This window comes from Dactylosporangium cerinum (assembly GCF_042653625.1).
GTDB lineage: Bacteria > Actinomycetota > Actinomycetes > Mycobacteriales > Micromonosporaceae > Dactylosporangium > Dactylosporangium cerinum.
The window spans coordinates 520,226-534,885 of sequence record NZ_JBHSIU010000041.1 but is presented as its reverse complement, the minus strand read 5'-3'; the positions used below and the strand labels follow the sequence as shown (position 1 = coordinate 534,885).

General features: G+C 74.0%; 16 protein-coding genes and 1 pseudogene. 10 read left to right on the top strand and 7 right to left on the bottom strand.

Annotated features, from left to right (window positions below):
* Window positions 1-8 precede the first annotated feature (8 nt).
* Together ACFPIJ_RS31490 and ACFPIJ_RS31485 are read right to left on the bottom strand one after the other, a co-directional pair.
* Window positions 9-1,586, bottom strand: coding sequence for a cellulose binding domain-containing protein (locus tag ACFPIJ_RS31490; RefSeq protein ID WP_380120325.1), 1,578 nt, complete (start codon window positions 1,584-1,586; stop codon window positions 9-11).
* Window positions 1,587-1,643: 57 nt separating this feature from the next.
* Window positions 1,644-1,985: a TraR/DksA family transcriptional regulator gene (locus ACFPIJ_RS31485; protein WP_380120323.1), complete on the bottom strand. Its 342-nt coding sequence runs from the start codon at window positions 1,983-1,985 to the stop codon at window positions 1,644-1,646.
* A 96-nt stretch (window positions 1,986-2,081) separates the two neighbouring features.
* Between ACFPIJ_RS31485 and ACFPIJ_RS31480 the strand changes: the two genes are divergently transcribed.
* Window positions 2,082-2,639, top strand: coding sequence for a hemerythrin domain-containing protein (locus ACFPIJ_RS31480; RefSeq protein ID WP_380120321.1), 558 nt, complete (start codon window positions 2,082-2,084; stop codon window positions 2,637-2,639).
* Window positions 2,640-2,645: 6 nt separating this feature from the next.
* Here the strand turns inward: ACFPIJ_RS31480 and ACFPIJ_RS31475 are convergent, their stop codons facing one another.
* Window positions 2,646-3,833 carry a low temperature requirement protein A gene (locus tag ACFPIJ_RS31475; protein WP_380120319.1) on the bottom strand — a complete coding sequence of 396 codons (1,188 nt, stop codon included), beginning with the start codon at window positions 3,831-3,833 and terminating at the stop codon, window positions 2,646-2,648.
* A 35-nt stretch (window positions 3,834-3,868) separates the two neighbouring features.
* Window positions 3,869-4,195: an STAS domain-containing protein gene (locus tag ACFPIJ_RS31470; protein WP_380120317.1), complete on the bottom strand. Its 327-nt coding sequence runs from the start codon at window positions 4,193-4,195 to the stop codon at window positions 3,869-3,871.
* A 174-nt stretch (window positions 4,196-4,369) separates the two neighbouring features.
* Here ACFPIJ_RS31470 and ACFPIJ_RS31465 point away from each other — a divergent pair, with 174 nt between their 5' ends.
* The 3 genes and pseudogenes from ACFPIJ_RS31465 to ACFPIJ_RS31455 form a co-directional block, all read left to right on the top strand.
* Entirely contained in the window at window positions 4,370-4,750 is a 381-nt protein-coding gene (locus tag ACFPIJ_RS31465; protein ID WP_380120316.1) for an ATP-binding protein, read from the top strand.
* Between the two features lie 3 nt (window positions 4,751-4,753).
* Window positions 4,754-5,566 (top strand): alpha/beta fold hydrolase, encoded by an 813-nt coding sequence (locus ACFPIJ_RS31460; RefSeq protein WP_380120314.1) that lies wholly within the window; start codon window positions 4,754-4,756, stop codon window positions 5,564-5,566.
* Window positions 5,563-6,651 (top strand): annotated as a pseudogene (locus ACFPIJ_RS31455) (PP2C family protein-serine/threonine phosphatase); the annotation flags it as partial. The gene ACFPIJ_RS31460 and the pseudogene ACFPIJ_RS31455, both read left to right, overlap by 4 nt.
* Here the strand turns inward: ACFPIJ_RS31455 and ACFPIJ_RS31450 are convergent.
* Window positions 6,583-7,440 carry a MerR family transcriptional regulator gene (locus tag ACFPIJ_RS31450; protein WP_380120312.1) on the bottom strand — a complete coding sequence of 286 codons (858 nt, stop codon included), beginning with the start codon at window positions 7,438-7,440 and terminating at the stop codon, window positions 6,583-6,585. The pseudogene ACFPIJ_RS31455 and the gene ACFPIJ_RS31450 overlap by 69 nt on opposite strands.
* 65 nt (window positions 7,441-7,505) lie before the next feature.
* On the opposite strand from ACFPIJ_RS31450, the gene ACFPIJ_RS31445 reads away from it, so the two are divergent.
* Genes ACFPIJ_RS31445 through ACFPIJ_RS31435 form a run of 3 tightly spaced genes read left to right on the top strand, consistent with a single transcriptional unit; the run spans window position 7,506 to window position 10,719 of the window.
* Window positions 7,506-9,188, top strand: coding sequence for a DUF6194 family protein (locus tag ACFPIJ_RS31445; protein ID WP_380120310.1), 1,683 nt, complete (start codon window positions 7,506-7,508; stop codon window positions 9,186-9,188).
* A 56-nt stretch (window positions 9,189-9,244) separates the two neighbouring features.
* Window positions 9,245-9,505, top strand: coding sequence for a hypothetical protein (locus ACFPIJ_RS31440; protein WP_380120308.1), 261 nt, complete (start codon window positions 9,245-9,247; stop codon window positions 9,503-9,505).
* Window positions 9,502-10,719: a cupin domain-containing protein gene (locus ACFPIJ_RS31435; protein WP_380120306.1), complete on the top strand. Its 1,218-nt coding sequence runs from the start codon at window positions 9,502-9,504 to the stop codon at window positions 10,717-10,719. The genes ACFPIJ_RS31440 and ACFPIJ_RS31435 overlap by 4 nt, the downstream gene beginning before the upstream one ends.
* Window positions 10,720-10,760: 41 nt before the next feature.
* Here the strand turns inward: ACFPIJ_RS31435 and ACFPIJ_RS31430 are convergent, their stop codons facing one another.
* Entirely contained in the window at window positions 10,761-10,934 is a 174-nt protein-coding gene (locus ACFPIJ_RS31430) for a CsbD family protein (RefSeq protein ID WP_380120304.1), read from the bottom strand.
* A 238-nt stretch (window positions 10,935-11,172) separates the two neighbouring features.
* On the opposite strand from ACFPIJ_RS31430, the gene ACFPIJ_RS31425 reads away from it, so the two are divergent.
* The 3 genes from ACFPIJ_RS31425 to ACFPIJ_RS31415 are packed head-to-tail and all read left to right on the top strand — an operon-like array spanning window position 11,173 to window position 13,936.
* Window positions 11,173-11,505 carry a YciI family protein gene (locus ACFPIJ_RS31425; RefSeq protein ID WP_380120302.1) on the top strand — a complete coding sequence of 111 codons (333 nt, stop codon included), beginning with the start codon at window positions 11,173-11,175 and terminating at the stop codon, window positions 11,503-11,505.
* A complete protein-coding gene (locus tag ACFPIJ_RS31420) occupies window positions 11,502-12,746 on the top strand; it encodes an RNA polymerase sigma factor (RefSeq protein WP_380120301.1) in 1,245 nt (414 codons plus the stop codon). The genes ACFPIJ_RS31425 and ACFPIJ_RS31420 overlap by 4 nt, the downstream gene beginning before the upstream one ends.
* Window positions 12,743-13,936 carry a metal-dependent hydrolase family protein gene (locus ACFPIJ_RS31415; RefSeq protein WP_380120299.1) on the top strand — a complete coding sequence of 398 codons (1,194 nt, stop codon included), beginning with the start codon at window positions 12,743-12,745 and terminating at the stop codon, window positions 13,934-13,936. Before ACFPIJ_RS31420 ends, ACFPIJ_RS31415 begins: the two co-directional genes overlap by 4 nt.
* Here ACFPIJ_RS31415 and ACFPIJ_RS31410 read toward each other — a convergent pair.
* A complete protein-coding gene (locus ACFPIJ_RS31410; protein WP_380120297.1) occupies window positions 13,926-14,549 on the bottom strand; it encodes a response regulator transcription factor in 624 nt (207 codons plus the stop codon). The two genes, ACFPIJ_RS31415 and ACFPIJ_RS31410, sit on opposite strands and share 11 nt — an antisense overlap.
* Window positions 14,550-14,660: the final 111 nt, after the last annotated feature.

The window sequence follows — 14,660 nt, the reverse complement described above, 5'->3', positions numbered from 1 at the left end:
CAAGAGCGTCAGCCGGTGTACGCGGCGAAGATGCGACTGAACTCGTAGGGCTGCTGCGGGATGTTCGTGCACAGGTAGAGCGCCCCGGTGCAGGCGTTGCGGTCGCGGGTGGTCTCCCAGAACGACAGCATCCCGAGGTGGTTGGCCTGCGCGAACGCGACCATCTGCCGGGCGTCGGCCTGGTCGTAGGTGCCGCCGTCGTCGTTCTTGCCCAGCATCGGCGTCACACCGACCATCCGCCACACCTGCGCGTCGGTCTTCGCCGGGTACAGGGTCTTGAGCTGCGCGAACGTCGACTGCGCCGCCTGCACGGCGAAGTTGCCGTAGTCGCCGCTGCTGCGCTGGTAGTCCATCGCCATCACGTTGACGATGTCGAGGTTCACCCCGGCATCGCGGGCCGAGCGGACCACCGCGACGCCGTCGGCGGTGAGGCCCTCGGGCAGGACCGGCAGCGTCAGGGAGATCTTCAGGTTCGGCCGGGCCGCCTGCAGCAGCGCGAGGGCCTGCGACCGGCGGGCCACCGTGGTCGGGTCGGCGACCGCCGCGCCCTCGATGTCCAGGTCGATGTAGTTGAGCTGGTACGCGTCGACGACGGCCTGGTACTCGGCTTTCACCAGGGCCGGGGTCGAGCAGGCCTGGGCCAGTTCGATGCCGCTCGCCCCGCCGAAGGAGATCTTGACGTCGCCGCCCCGGGCGCGGATCGCGTCGATCTGGTCCTTCGCCCAGGCGGCCCGCGGGTCGTACGCGTTGAACCACGACGCCTTGCAACCGGCGCTGTTGACGAACGCGAGGGTGAAGTTCTTCAGGTTGCCCGCGGTGGCCATGTCGACCAGGGACGGGGTCGGCCACGCGCCCATGTCCACGTACGGTGCGACGGGCAGCGGGGTACCACCGCCGCCACCACCGCCGGCAGTGGTGCTGACGCTGACCGAGTTGCTCGCCGCGGAGGTGTTGCCCGCGGCGTCGCGGGCCTTGACCGTGAACGTGTAGGCGGTCGACGCCGAGAGCCCGCCGACGGTGCCGGTCGTGCCGGTGACGGTGGTGGCGAGCGTGCCGCCGCGGTAGATGTCGTAGGCGGTGACGCCCACGTTGTCGGTGGCGGCGTTCCAGGCGAGGCTGACGCTGCTGGAGGTGGCGCCGGTGCTGCGCAGGCTCGCCGGGGCGGTCGGCGCCTGGGTGTCGATCACGCCGGCGCAGCTCGCGCCGTTGAGCTTGCAGTTGGCGGGTTTGCCGGACCCGGAGACCAGGAAGCCGAAGCTGGTCGAGGCGCCCGGCGCGAGGGTGCCGTTGTAGGTGCGGTTCGTCGCCGTGACGTGCGTGCCGGACTGGGCGGCCAGGGTGTCCCAGTAGCTGCCGAGCGTCGAACCGGCCGGCAGGTCGAACTCGACCGTCCAGGCGGTGACGGTCGACGTGCTGCCGTTCGCGATCGTGTACTTCGCCTGGTAGCCGGAGCCCCAGTCGGAGTCGTAGGTGAGGGCCGCGGTCAGCGAGCCGGCCGCGGCGGCGGGGGTGGTGATCGCGGCCGTGCCGCCGGCGACCAGGAGTGTCGCGGCGGCGGCCAGGACCAGCCGGAGTCGTAGCGCCATCAATGCCTCCAGGACGAGGTATATTGAGGCACAACGATAAAGAAACTTAACTAAAAGTCAATGGGTGGGGCAGGTGACACACGTCCGGGCGGACGGCCTGATCTCGAGGCGCTCGGCCGGGATCGGCCGGCCGCACCGCTCGCACCGGCCGAACGTGCCCGCCTCGACCCGTTCGAGGGCGGCGTCCAGCTCCGCGAGGCGCCGGCGGGCACCGTCCAGCAACGCCGCGACCTGGGCACGCTCGAACGCGATCGTCGCGCCCTCCGGATCGTGCTCGTCGTCGGCGTTGGACGACCGGGACGCGTCGATGACGCCCTCCAGATCGCGGTGCAGGGCGGCGATCTGCACCATGGCGTCCTCGCGGGCGAGCCGCAGCACCTCGTGCGGTTGACCGGGCATGTGCCCATCCTGCCCCGCGGCACCCGTCCGCGGGAGGACGATGAGGTGTCGCCCCGCCCGGGCGGGGTAGTGGCACCCGATCGGCAAGGAGGCCCCATGTTCACATCTTCGGCGCACCCGGCCCTGCATCCCGCCGCGGATCTGCCGGGCCTGCTCGCCGGACAGCAGCAGCGCATCGAGTGGCAGTTCCAGCGGACCCTCGCCGCGGCGGGGGAGGACCGGCACGCCGCGTTCGGCGAGCTGGCCTGGTTGATCGCGGTGCACGAGTGCATCGAGGAGGAGATCGTCCACCCGATCACCCGGCACCTGGACCCGGCCGAGCACCTCGCCGAGCAGCTGCTGGACGAGGAACGCCGCATCAGCGACGCCCTCTCCGACGCCGCCCGCGTCGACGCCGCCGCCGGCCTCGGCCGCACCGACGGGCTGGTCGTGCTGCACGGCATGCTGACCACCCACATCCGTCGTGAGACGCGCGAGGAGTTCCCCCGGCTGCGCGCCGCCGTCGCCGCCGGTGAGCTGGAGGACCTCGGCGACGTGGCCCGCGCCGCGCAGGCCCGGGTCGCCGCCGAGAGCCCGGCGAGGCCAGGGGTGCCGGCCGCCGCGCTGGTGATCCGCGACGTGCTGCGGCCGACGTCGCACGAGGTGAACCTCTGACCAACCTCAGGTCTCGGTGGTGCGCAGAGCGCCGCGCTGTTGCTCCCGGATCCCGGCCAGCACGACGGCGAGCAGCGCCGCCGCGATCAGGCCGGCCGTCGCCGCGGGCGGCCAGCCGACCGGCGTCCCGGCGGCCAGGACGAGCGGCACCGCGGCGAGCGGCCACGGCCACGCGGCCCGCAGGCGGCGGGCGGTGCCGGCGATGACCGCAGCGGTGCCGAGCAGGAACAGGGCCGCCCCGGCCGGCAGCATCCACCGCCCGAGCGTCGAGACACCGCCGTCCGGGTGCAGGATCAACTGCTCGATGCCGACCGCCGCGGCGGCCAGGCCCAGCGTCAGCGGCAGGTGCGCGTAGACGTAGCCGTCGGCCGCGCCGCCCTCCTGGGTCTCGTCGGTGTGCACCAGCTCCTGCTTGCCGGCGGCGCCGCCCAGGTCGAAGTAGTTCCACCACAGCGCCGCGACCGCGACGAAACACACCCCCGCGACGAGCACCGACGACGTCGTCCAGTGCGTGTCGTGGACGCCGAGGACGACCGAGGCGACGGACTCGCCGAGCACGAGGATCACGAACAGGCCGAAGCGCTCGGGCAGGTGCTCCAGGTGCAGCGGCACGTTGTCGCCGAACCGGGTCGCGGCGACCGGGGCGAGCGCCTCCAGGAGGAGGCCACACCCCCACAGCAGGAACTTCCAGTCGCCCGGCACCGCGAGCGCCGCCAGCCAGCACGCCGCGCCCGCGGTGGCGCCGATGAGGTAGATGCCGATCGTGGCCCGGGCGTCCCGGACGTGGCGGTACGCGCGGGCGTACAACGCGAACAGCACGACCCTGGTCGCCAGGTAGCACAGCGTGAACGCGGTCGCGGTGCCGCGGGTCGCGTCCGGGGCGCTGGCGGCCATGCCGAGCACGGCCGCGGTCGAGGCCAGTTTGCCCAGGCGGTACAGCACGTCGTTGGTGTCAAAACGGTTCGCGTAGAGCGTCGTCGTGACCCACGACCACCAGGCGACCGTGAACAGCCCGGCGAACACGGCGACGCCCTCGGCCGTCAGGTCGTTCGTCAGTCTCGCCGCGAGCTCGGCGATGACCAGCACATAGGCGAGGTCGAAGAACAACTCCAGCCGGGTCGCCGCGCGGTCGACGTCGGTCAGCAGCCGGGGCGGCCGGATCAGGGGTGCGGGGCGCTGCTCGGCGTCGGGCATCCACCGCGGTTACCCAACCGGGTCACCCGCCACGCCTAGAACCCGGACGGCCCGCCCAGGACCGCGCCGACGCCGGTCATCTCGAACACCTCGTCGACCTGGCCGCGGGCGCCCTGCACGCGCATGGTCCGGCCGCGCTTGTCGGCGTCGAGCTTGCAGCCGACGAGCGCGCCGATGCAGCTGGAGTCGATGAACTCGACCGCCGACAGGTCGATGACGACGCCCGTGACCGCCGGGTCGTCCAGCAGCCGGTCGACGTGGCCGACGAGCGAGGACCTGACCGTCAGGTCCAGGTCGCCCTCGACGTCGAGGCGCACGGAGCCGTCCGGACGCGGGTCGCCGGTGGTGAACGACGCTGTCACACCGCCTCCTTCGCGACCGGGTCAGATCTTGTCCGGGCCGATGCTACCGCCTGGTGAAACCCGCCAGGATTCGCCGCCGCGTGGTGTGGGTACAGTGTCGATCGGGGCGACATGCCAGGACACAACCTATGCGTAGGGGCGCGGTGACTCATGACACGCGACCGCATACGCTCCGTGTCCAAGGAGTTCACCGGTGACGGCCTCCGCCGAGTCCGTGACCTCGTCGACCAGGCCGCCCACGTGGCCGGCGTCTCCGCCACCAACGCCCACAACCTCGTGATCGCGGTCAGCGAACTGGCCGCCAACGCCGTGCGCCACGGCGGCGGCAGCGGCCGGATCGTCATCGAACAGACCGACGACGGGGTCAGCATCGAGGTCAGCGACGACGGCCCCGGCCTGCCCGAGCACCTGTCGCAGGAGCTGCCGGCGGCGGACGCAGTCAGCGGCCGCGGCCTGTGGATGGTCCGCGCCCTGTGCCGCGACCTGCACATCTCCAGCACCGCCCGCGGGGTCACGGTCAGGTTGTTCATGCCCCGTGCCGGGGCGGCGAGCTGACGCATGGGCCTGCGGACCCGCCACAACGTCACCGTCACCGGCCCCGAGCCGGGCGCCGCCGGTCATCCGCTGCTGCTCGCCCACGGGTTCGGCTGCGACCAGCACATGTGGCGGCTGGTCGAGCCTATCCTCGCCAAGGACACGACGGTGGTCGCGTTCGACCACGCCGGGGCGGGCGGCGCCGACCCGGCCGCGTGGAGCCCGCAGCGGCACGCGACCCTCAACGGCTACGCCGAGGACGTCGTGGCCCTGTGCGACGCCCTGGACCTGCGCCGGGTCGTGTTCGTCGGGCACTCCGTCGCCTCGATGATCGGTATCCTCGCCACAAACCTGGCTTCGGATCGGTTTGCCGCGCTGGTACTGGTGACGCCGTCGCCGCGATACCTCGACGACGACGGCTACCACGGCGGTTTCAGCCGCGACGACATCGACGAGCTGCTGGACTCCCTGGACAGCAACTATCTCGGCTGGTCGGCGGCGATTGCGCCGGCCATCATGGGCAACCCCGACCGGCCGGAGCTCGGCGCGGAGCTGACCAACAGCTTCTGCCGCACCGACCCGGCGATCGCCTCGACGTTCGCGCGGGCGACGTTCCTGTCCGACAACCGCGCCGACCTGGCCGGCGTCACCCTGCCGACGCTGATCCTGCAGTGCCGCGAGGACATGATCGCCCCGCCGGAGGTCGGCGCGTTCGTGCACGAGCGGATCGCCGGCAGCCGGCTCGTCACCCTCGACGCGACCGGGCACTGCCCGCAGCTCAGCGCCCCTGCCGAGACCGCCGCGGCGATCAGGTCGTTCGTGTCGACCCTGCCGTGAGCGTCCCGTTCGACGAGGACGTCGCCGACCTGTACGACAACGCGCCGTGCGGGTACCTCTCCACCCATCCCGACGGCACGATCGCGAAGATCAACGCCACGCTGCTCGGCTGGCTCGGCCACGAGCGCGACGACGTCGTCGGCCACCGCCGGTTCAGCGACCTGCTCACCGTCGGCGGCCGCATGTATCACGAGACGCACTTCGCGCCGCTCCTGCGGATGCAGGGCGAGGTCCGCGGCGTCGCGTTCGAACTGCGCACCGCCGCCGGGGAGCGACTGCCGGTGCTGGTCACCTCCACCGTCAGGCGCGACGCCGGCGGCGGCCCGGACCTGATCCGCACCACCGTCTTCGACGCCCGGGACCGCCGCGACTACGAGCGGGAGCTGCTGCGGGCCCGGCAGGCCGCCGACCGTGAACGGGACCGGCTCCGGCTGCTCGTCGCCGGGCTGCAGCGCAGCCTGCTGCCCGCGGTCCTGCCCGTCCCGCCCGGCATGCGCACCGCCGCGCACTACCACATGGCGTCCCCGGACGAGGTCGGCGGCGACTTCTATGACCTGTTCCGGCTCAACGACGGCCGCTGGGCGTTCTTCCTCGGCGACGTGTGCGGCAAGGGCGTCGAGGCCGCCGCCGTCACCGCCCGGGCCCGCTACGCGCTGCGCGCCGCCGCCGTCTACGACCCGTCGCCCGCCGCGGTCCTCGACAACCTCAACACCGTGCTGTGCCAGGACGCCGACTTCGGCCACGGCAGCTACTGCACCGTCGTGTTCGGGGTCCTCACGCCGACCGCGACCGGACACCGCGCCGACCTCGCCAGCGGTGGGCACCCACCGGCGCTGCTGCTGGGTGCCGACGGCACCGCCGAGTTCCAGTCCACCGTCGGTGGCACCCTCATCGGCCTGCTCCCGCGGATCCGGATCGTCACCCGAGCCGTCGACCTGGGGCCGGGCGACACGCTGCTGCTCTACACCGACGGCCTCACCGAGGCGAGGACCCCGACCGGCCGGTTCGGCGCGCCGTCACTGCGCTCGTTCGCCGAGAGATACGCCACCGCCGGTGCCGCGGGCGTCGTCGCGGCGCTCACCGGGCTGCTGGACGACCTCGGGACCGGCATCGACGACGACACGGCCCTGCTCGCGCTGCAGGTCCTCCCGGCGGCCGTCGAGGAAGCGTAGGTAGTCGGCGAGCCGGCCCGCCGCGGTCAGCATCGCCCGGCCGCGCGCGGCGAGGCCCTCCCGCCAGCCCCGCAGTGACGCGTCCAGGGGCGCCGGTCCGGCCGTGGCCCGCACGTGGCCGACGACCTCTGCGATGTGGCCCAGCAGGTAGCCGCCGCGCCTGAGCAGCTGCGCCAGCTGAGCGTCTCTGACGTCGTCGGTGGTGTACAGGCGGTGATGGCCGACCGTGGCCCGCCGGGGCGCGAGGATCCCGGCCCGCTCCCAGGTGCGCAGCGTCGCGGGCGTCACGCCGAGCCGGTGCGCCACGTCGCCGACCAGCAGCGGCCGGTCGGCCTTCACCGCGACCACGGGCGCCGGCGTGGCCAGGGTCGTGACGGCGACCTCGACGGCGTCGAGCGTCTCCCGGTCGCGCTGCAACTGCGCGTGGCTGCGGTCCACGGCGCGCAGCACGGTGTCCAGGTCGCCGGCGTTCGCGGCGCGCATGATGTCGCCGGCGGTCGCGTATCCGTGCGCCGGGATCAACGCCACGTAGGCGCGCAACGCGTGGGCGTGCACGGCCGTGTAGGCGCGGTAGCCGCTCGGGGTGCGCGCGGCCGCAGGGATGCACCCGTCGCGTTCGTAGTTGCGGACCGCCTGCGCGGACAGGCCGTGCTCGCGGGCGAGGTCCACCGGCCGGAACCGATCCTGCGTTTGAGGCTTCATCGCCGCCTTCCGCACCATCAAGCGGTAAAACATTCAACGGGCGGTTCAACGATACGGTAGAGGTCATGACTCCTGCACCGGTCGCCGAGGTCCGCGCCCTGATCACTGCGCCGCTCACGTCGCCGGAACTGCTCGCCCTCGGCGAACCCACCCACGGCGAGCCCGCGTTCCCACAGCTGCGCAATGCGTTGCTCCAGGCCCTGGTCGAAGACGGCTTCCGGTCCGTCGCGATCGAGTCCGACCGGGTCGCCGCGCTCGACGTCGACGACTACATCCGCGGCGGCGAAGGGACCCTCGACGCGGTGGTGGCCGCCGGGTTCAGCCACGGCCTCGGGCAGCTGGACGCCAACCGTGACCTCGTCGCCTGGCTGCGCGAGCACAACGCCGGCCGCCCACCCGGCGACCGGGTGGCGTTCCACGGCTTCGACGCGCCGCTGGAGATGACCACCGCGCCGAGCCCCGGGCGGTACTTGCGGCACCTGCACGACTACCTCACCGCGCACCTCGGCCCGGACGGGCTCCGGCACGGCCGCACCGACCTCGGGGCGCTGCTCGGCGACGACGGGCGCTGGAGCGACACCGCCGCGCTCATGGACGCCACGAAGTCCGTCGGCGGCGGGGCGGCCGCCGTGACCCTCCGGGTCGTCGCGGACGACCTGGTCACCACGCTGTACGCCGAGGCGCCGCGCCTGGTCGAAGCGTCCTCACCGCGGGCCTGGCACCGCGCGGAGGTGCACGGCAGCACGGCGCTCGGGCTGCTGCGGTATCACGCCGTCGCGGCCGACCCGATCGCCCCGCAGGAGCGCACGTCGCGGCTGCTCGGGATCCGCGACGCGCTGATGGCCCGCAACCTGCTCGACCTGCGCGCCGCCGAGCGGCACCGCGGCCCGACGCTGGTCTTCGCCCACAATCGGCACCTGCAACGGCACCCGAGCACCTGGCACCTCGCGGGGATGGACCTGACGTGGTCGAGCGCTGGCGCCGTCGCCGCGACCCTGCTCGGCGGGCGGTACGTGTACATCGCCGGCAGCCTCGGCTCCAGCGCCGCCCTCGGCCTGGCGGCGCCCGATGCCGGCACCTTCGAGCACGCGCTCGGCCCAGGCCTCGTGGACGCCGTGCCGGCTGCCGGGCACGCGCTCGGTCCGCGCCTCGTGGACGCCGCCGCGCTGGCCGCGGTCGCGGACGGGTTGCGCGAGCGGACCGACGTCACGGCCGAACAGGGGTACTTCCCGCTCGACGCGGCGACCCTCGCCGGCTGCGACGCCGTGCTGCACGTCCCCGCCGCCGCGCCGCAGGGACCCGACCCGGCGGCCCTCGCCGAACGGATCCTGGCGCTGCCCGGCACCGAACTGCTCCTTGCGACCGAGGAGTCGGGCGCGCCCGAGACGAGCTGGGGCGACCGGTTCTTCTACGTCGGCCCGGACCGGCGGATGCCGTTCGCCACGATCGTCGGGCGGGACACCCCCGGCTGGGACGAGGCGTCGCGGCTGGACCGGCCCGGCGTCTTCCGCGTCAACGTCCACGCCGGGCGCGAGGAGTTCCAGCGGCTGCTCGGGTATCCGCCCGCGGCGCTGGAGGAACGGCGGGCGGGCGTGGACTTCGCCCGCCTCGACGCGATCCTGCCGCACCCGTCCTACGGCCGGCAGGGCTGGGTGTGCGTGCTCAACCCGGGCCCTCGCACCGCCGCCGAACTCGACGCCCTGATCGTCGCGGCGCACCACCGGGCGGCGCTGCGTCGATCCGGTTGATCTCGTCGCGGGAGGGGTACCGGGGAGGCTCCGACCACCGACAGAGGAGTTCACCGATGGCGCTCAACGACGACGACATCACCACCACCCCGCCCGGCCCCGGCCCCGAGGGACCCGCCGACGGCGGTGCCGTGCCGGCCGCGCACGACGGCGGCGCCGACGGCGGCGCGATGATGGACGAGGGCACCGCCGACGGCGGCGCGAACATCGAGGCCGAGGACGGCGGCGCCGACGGCGGCGCGGATGAGGGCCCCAACGACGGCGGCGCGGACGCCCGGGCCACCGACGGCGGTGCGGACGGCGGCGCGAGCGAATGACCACCGGCAGCGGCGGCGCGCGGACCGCGCTGCGCCGATGTGTCCCGATCCCCGCCGACGACTTCGCCGAGCGGCACTGGGACCGCGCGCCGCTGCTGTCGCGCCGCGTCGACGACTACACCGACCTGCTCGACCTCGACGACGTGGACGAGCTGCTGAGCCGCCGCGGGCTGCGCACACCGTTCGTGCGGATGGCGCAGCGGGGCAAGGTGATCGCCGCGTCCCGGTACACCGGCGGTGGCGGGCCGGGCGCGGAGATCGGCGACCAGGTCCACGACGAACGGGTCTTCGAACTGCTCAACGGCGGCGCGACGCTGGTGCTGCAGGGATTGCACCGGATCTGGCCGCCGCTGGTCGACCTGGCCGGCGGGCTCGGCCGCGAGCTGGGCGTGCCGGTGCAGATCAACGCGTACCTGACCCCGCCCGGCAACCAGGGCTTCGCCACGCACTACGACACCCACGCCGTCTTCGTGCTGCAGGTCGCCGGCACCAAACGGTGGCAGGTCCACCCGCCGGTGGTCACCGACCCGGTCGAGCGGCAGCCGTGGGGCGGCCGCGCCGACGAGGTGGCCGCCGTCGCCGAGGAACCGCCCGTGCTGGACGCCGTCCTGGCGCCGGGCGACGCGCTGTATCTGCCGCGCGGCTGGCTGCACGCCGCCTCGGCCCTCGACGACTGGTCGCTGCACCTGACACTGGGACTGCGCGCGCCGACCCGGCTCAGCGTCGGGGAGGCGCTGCTGGACCTCGCCGCCGACGAACCGGCGCTGCGAGTCGGGCTGCCGATGGGCACCGACCTGGGCGACGGGTCGTCGATCGCCCCGGTGCTCGCCGACACCGTCAAGGCGCTGCATTCATGGCTCGACACGCTTGCACCGGAGGATCTGGTGCGGGGGTGGCGGCGCACGGGTGCCGTCGCGCGGCCCGCGCCGATACGGCCCGTGGCGCAGGCGGCGGCGCTGGCGCGGTTGTCCGTGGCCGACCGGGTCCAGGTGCGGCCGGGGCTGCTGCTGCGGGCCTCCGAAGCGCCTTCCTCCGTGGCGATCGTGGCGCCGGACCGGACCGTCACGATGCCGGGGGTATGCGCGGCGGCGGTGCGCGAGCTGCTCGACGGCCGGGTGCACCGCGTCGGTGACCTGCCGGGCCTTGACGACGACGACCGGCTGGTGCTGGTGCGGCGCCTGCTCGCGGAGACGTTGCTGACCCTGGACGCATAAAGGCCGGCGCCTCGTTCGGCGCCGGCCCTTGGCATGCGTGCTCAGTCCTTGAAGACGTCCTTGATCTTCTCGCCGGCCTGCTTGAGGCTGCCGGACGCATGGTCGACCTTGCCCTCGGCCTCGAGCTGCTCGTCGTCGGTGGCCTTGCCGACGCCTTCCTTGACCTTGCCCTTGGCCTCTTCGGCCTGATTGCCGACCTTCTCGTTCAGTCCCATCGCGAACCCACTTCCATCCGGCCGCCGGCCGCGGCCCACGCCTCCGGGGTGCCCCGTGGCGACCGGGTGAAACTGGCTGGTTCACCTCAGGCGCCCCGATCCGCAACCGATCTGCACGGTGGGGAGCACTGCTGCAGCAGATCGTGTCCCGCTTCCAACTGGCCTAGGGTTTCTGTCCGAACGGGGCTGCGCCGTTCGTCACCATGGTGAGATCCCGACCAGCGGAGGATGCGAAGCCATGAAGTACATGATGTTCGTCTGCACTGACACGTCGCCGGACACGGATGAAGCGCCCGAACCGGACATCGACCTGTGGGTGGCGGAGAACGACCGGGCCGGGCGGCGGCTGACCGGCAACGAGCTGGCCCCCACGGCGTCGGCGACGACGGTCCGGGTCCGCAACGGTGAGCTGCTGGTCTCCGACGGCCCGTTCGCCGAGACCAAGGAGGTGATCGTCGGGTTCGACCTGCTCGAATGCGCCGACCTGGACGAGGCGATCGAGGTCGCCCGGGCGCACCCGATGGCCAGGTGGGGGCGCCTGGAGCTGCGCCCGTACGCCGCCCCACGGTGACGGCCGCAGCCGTCGCGGCTGCAGCCGCCGAGGCGTACCCGAAGATCGTCGCGACCCTCATCCGCGTCACCGGCGACTGGAACCTGGCCGAGGACAGCGCCCAGGATGCCCTCGCCGCGGCGCTGGAGCGGTGGCCACGCGACGGCGTGCCCGGCAACCCCGGCGGGTGGCTGATGACGGTCGCCCGCAACCGGGCCGTCGACGTGCTGCGCCGGTCCCAGGTCGAGCAGCGCAAGCTGCGCGACCTGGCGGTGCTGGCGTTGACCGCACCGGAGCCGGCGGCGCCCGACGCGCTGGACGACGACCGGCTGCGGCTGATCTTCACCTGCTGCCATCCGGCGCTGCCGCTCGAGGCGCGGGTCGCGTTGACGCTGCGCACCATCTGCGCGGTGCCGACCGCCGACATCGCCAGGGCGTTCCTCGTCACCGAGTCGGCGATGAGCCGCCGCCTCACCCGGGCCAAGACGAAGATCGCGACGGCCGGGATCCCGTACCGGGTGCCGACCGGCCGGGCGCTCACCGAACGCCTCCCCGGCGTCCTCGCGGTCCTGTACCTGCTGTTCACCCAGGGGTACAACGCCGACGGCGAGCCCGCGTTCGCCGACGAGGCGATCCGGCTGGTCCGCCTGGTCGAGCGGCTCCTGCCCGGCCAGCCGGAGGTGCCGGCGCTGCTGGCGCTGTTCCTGTTCCAGCACTCCCGCCGCGACGCCCGCCGCGACGCCGCCGGCGACCTGCTCACCCTCGACCGGCAGGACCGGTCCCGCTGGGACCACGCCGCCATCGCCGAGGGCAGCGCGATCCTGGCCCGGGTCGCGGCGGACGGCGTCTACGGGCTGCAGGCGCATATCGCGGCCTGCCACGCCACCGCCGCGTCGGCGCAGGACACCGACTGGCTCCGGATCGCCGGCTGCTACGACCGGCTCGCCGCCGGGCAGCCGTCGCCGGTGATCGAGCTCAACCGGGCCGTCGCGCACGGCTACGCGCACGGGCCGCGGGCCGGGCTGGCGGTGCTCGCCGCGGCCCGCGCCGGCGGTGCCCTCGACGGCTACCCGCACGCCCTGGCCGTCGAGGCCGACCTGACCGCCAGGCTCGGCGAGCCCGACCGCGCCGCCGCACTGTTCCGGCAGGCCGCCGCGGCCGCGTTCAGCGACGAGGAGCGCCGCGCCCTGCTCGCCCGCGCCGAACTCAGTACCTGTACCGATGCCGCGCCACCGCACCCGGGCGCACGCTCAGCGACGTGAACACCGTCCTGCGCGCGGCGTGGCTGTTCGACGGCACCGCCGGCACCCTGATGCCCGACCCCACCGTGATCCTCGACGGCGGCACGATCACCGCCGTCGGCACCGCGCTGCCCGTCCCCGCCGGCGCGACCGTCGTCGACCTCGGCGCCGCGACGTTGCTGCCGGGCCTGGTCGACACCCACGTCCACCTGGCGTTCGACGCGTCCGCCGACCCGGTCGGCAGCCTCGCTGCCCGGGACGACGCCGAGACCCTCGCCGCGATGACCGCCGCCGCCCGGCACGCCGCCAGGGGCGGGGTGACCACGGTCCGGGACCTCGGCGACCGCGGCTACGGCTCCCTCGCGGTGCGTGCCGCCGCGGCCTCCGACGCGACGCTGCCGACCGTCGTGGCGGCCGGACCGCCGATCACGTCGCCCGGCGGGCACTGCCACTACCTCGGCGGCGCGTCCCACGGCGTCGACGGGATCCGCGCCGCCGTTCGGGAACGCGCCGACCGCGGCGTCGACGTCATCAAGATCATGGCGAGCGGTGGGAACCTCACGCCGGGCAGCCGCCCGGAGGTGTCCCAGTTCGGCCCCGACGAGCTGCGCGCCGCAGTCGCCGAGGCGCACCGCCTCGGCCTGCCGGTCACCGCGCACGCCCACGGCACCCAGGCTGTCGCCGACGCCCTCGCGGCCGGTGTGGACGGCCTCGAACACGTCTCGTTCATGTCCGCCGACGGCGTCGACCCGATCCCGGACGCGGTGCTCGCCGCCATCGTCGCGCAGCGGGTCGCGGTCGGCATGACCGTGGGCTTCGTGCCGGTGCCCGGGTTCGCCCCGCCGCCGGCCGTACTGTCCAGACTGCCCCTCATGATCGCGGGGCTGGGCCGCCTGCACGCCGCCGGGGCGGTGATGACCGCGGGCACCGACGCCGGCATCGGGCCGGTCAAGCCCCACGACGTGCTGCGCTCCGCGGTCGCCCAGCTCGCCCAGATCGGCATGACCCCGGTGGCCGCGCTGCGGGCCGCGACCTCCGTGGCCGCAGCCACCTGCGGGCTCGGGCACCGCAAGGGGCGCCTCGCCCCCGGGTACGACGCCGACGTCCTCGCCGTCGACGGCGACCCGCTGCGGGATCCCGGCGCGCTGCACCGCATCCGCGCCGTCTATGTCCGCGGGGTCGCGCTCAACGGCGTAGCTCTCAGTCGCTGAGCAGGCCGTGCTCGCGGGCGTAGATCGCCGCCTGGGTGCGGTCGCGCAGGCCGAGCCGGCCCAGCACCCGCGACACGTGGTTCTTCACCGTGCCCTCGCTGACGAACAGGACCCGGCCGATCTCACGGTTCGTCGCGCCCTTCGCGACCAGCCGCAGGATCTCCACCTCCCGGGCGGTCAGCACGCCCTGATCGGCCGGCGGCGCGGCGAGCCGGGCGGCCACCCCGGCGGCGAGCGGCGCCACCCCGGCGTGCGTGAGCCGGACTGCGGCGGCGAGGTCGGCCGCGCCGAGGTCCTTCAGCAGGTAGCCGGTCGCGCCGGCCCGCAGCGCCCGCGTCACGTAATCGTCGTCGTCGAACGTCGTCAGCATCACCACCCGGCACCCGGGCAGGCGCCCGCACAGCTCCCGGGTCGCCTCGACGCCGTCCATGCCGGGCATGCGGACGTCCATCAGCACCACGTCCGGCGCGGTCTCCAGGGCCTTCGCGACGGCCTCGGCGCCGTCCGCGGCGGTGCCGACGACCTCGATCCCCGGCTGGATGCCCAGCAGCGACGCGATGCCGTCGCGGACCAGCTGCTGGTCGTCGACGACGAGGACCCGGACGCCGGTCATGCGTCCTCCGCTTCGCTCCGGCCGCCTGACCTCCGGACTGAGCCCATGATGACCGGCCCCTCCGCTGCGCTCCGGACCGGTCATGCGTCCTCCGCTTCGCTCCGGCCGCCT

Bases quoted from the DNA above. Each gene is read 5' to 3' on its own strand.
- ACFPIJ_RS31490 (WP_380120325.1), bottom strand. From the start codon at position 1,586: ATGGCGCTACGACTCCGGCTGGTCCTGGCCGCCGCCGCGACACTCCTG.
- ACFPIJ_RS31485 (WP_380120323.1), bottom strand. From the start codon at position 1,985: ATGCCCGGTCAACCGCACGAGGTGCTGCGGCTCGCCCGCGAGGACGCC.
- ACFPIJ_RS31480 (WP_380120321.1), top strand. From the start codon at position 2,082: ATGTTCACATCTTCGGCGCACCCGGCCCTGCATCCCGCCGCGGATCTG.
- ACFPIJ_RS31475 (WP_380120319.1), bottom strand. From the start codon at position 3,833: ATGCCCGACGCCGAGCAGCGCCCCGCACCCCTGATCCGGCCGCCCCGG.
- ACFPIJ_RS31460 (WP_380120314.1), top strand. From the start codon at position 4,754: ATGGGCCTGCGGACCCGCCACAACGTCACCGTCACCGGCCCCGAGCCG.
- ACFPIJ_RS31450 (WP_380120312.1), bottom strand. From the start codon at position 7,440: ATGAAGCCTCAAACGCAGGATCGGTTCCGGCCGGTGGACCTCGCCCGC.
- ACFPIJ_RS31445 (WP_380120310.1), top strand. From the start codon at position 7,506: ATGACTCCTGCACCGGTCGCCGAGGTCCGCGCCCTGATCACTGCGCCG.
- ACFPIJ_RS31440 (WP_380120308.1), top strand. From the start codon at position 9,245: ATGGCGCTCAACGACGACGACATCACCACCACCCCGCCCGGCCCCGGC.
- ACFPIJ_RS31435 (WP_380120306.1), top strand. From the start codon at position 9,502: ATGACCACCGGCAGCGGCGGCGCGCGGACCGCGCTGCGCCGATGTGTC.
- ACFPIJ_RS31430 (WP_380120304.1), bottom strand. From the start codon at position 10,934: ATGGGACTGAACGAGAAGGTCGGCAATCAGGCCGAAGAGGCCAAGGGC.
- ACFPIJ_RS31425 (WP_380120302.1), top strand. From the start codon at position 11,173: ATGAAGTACATGATGTTCGTCTGCACTGACACGTCGCCGGACACGGAT.
- ACFPIJ_RS31410 (WP_380120297.1), bottom strand. From the start codon at position 14,549: ATGACCGGCGTCCGGGTCCTCGTCGTCGACGACCAGCAGCTGGTCCGC.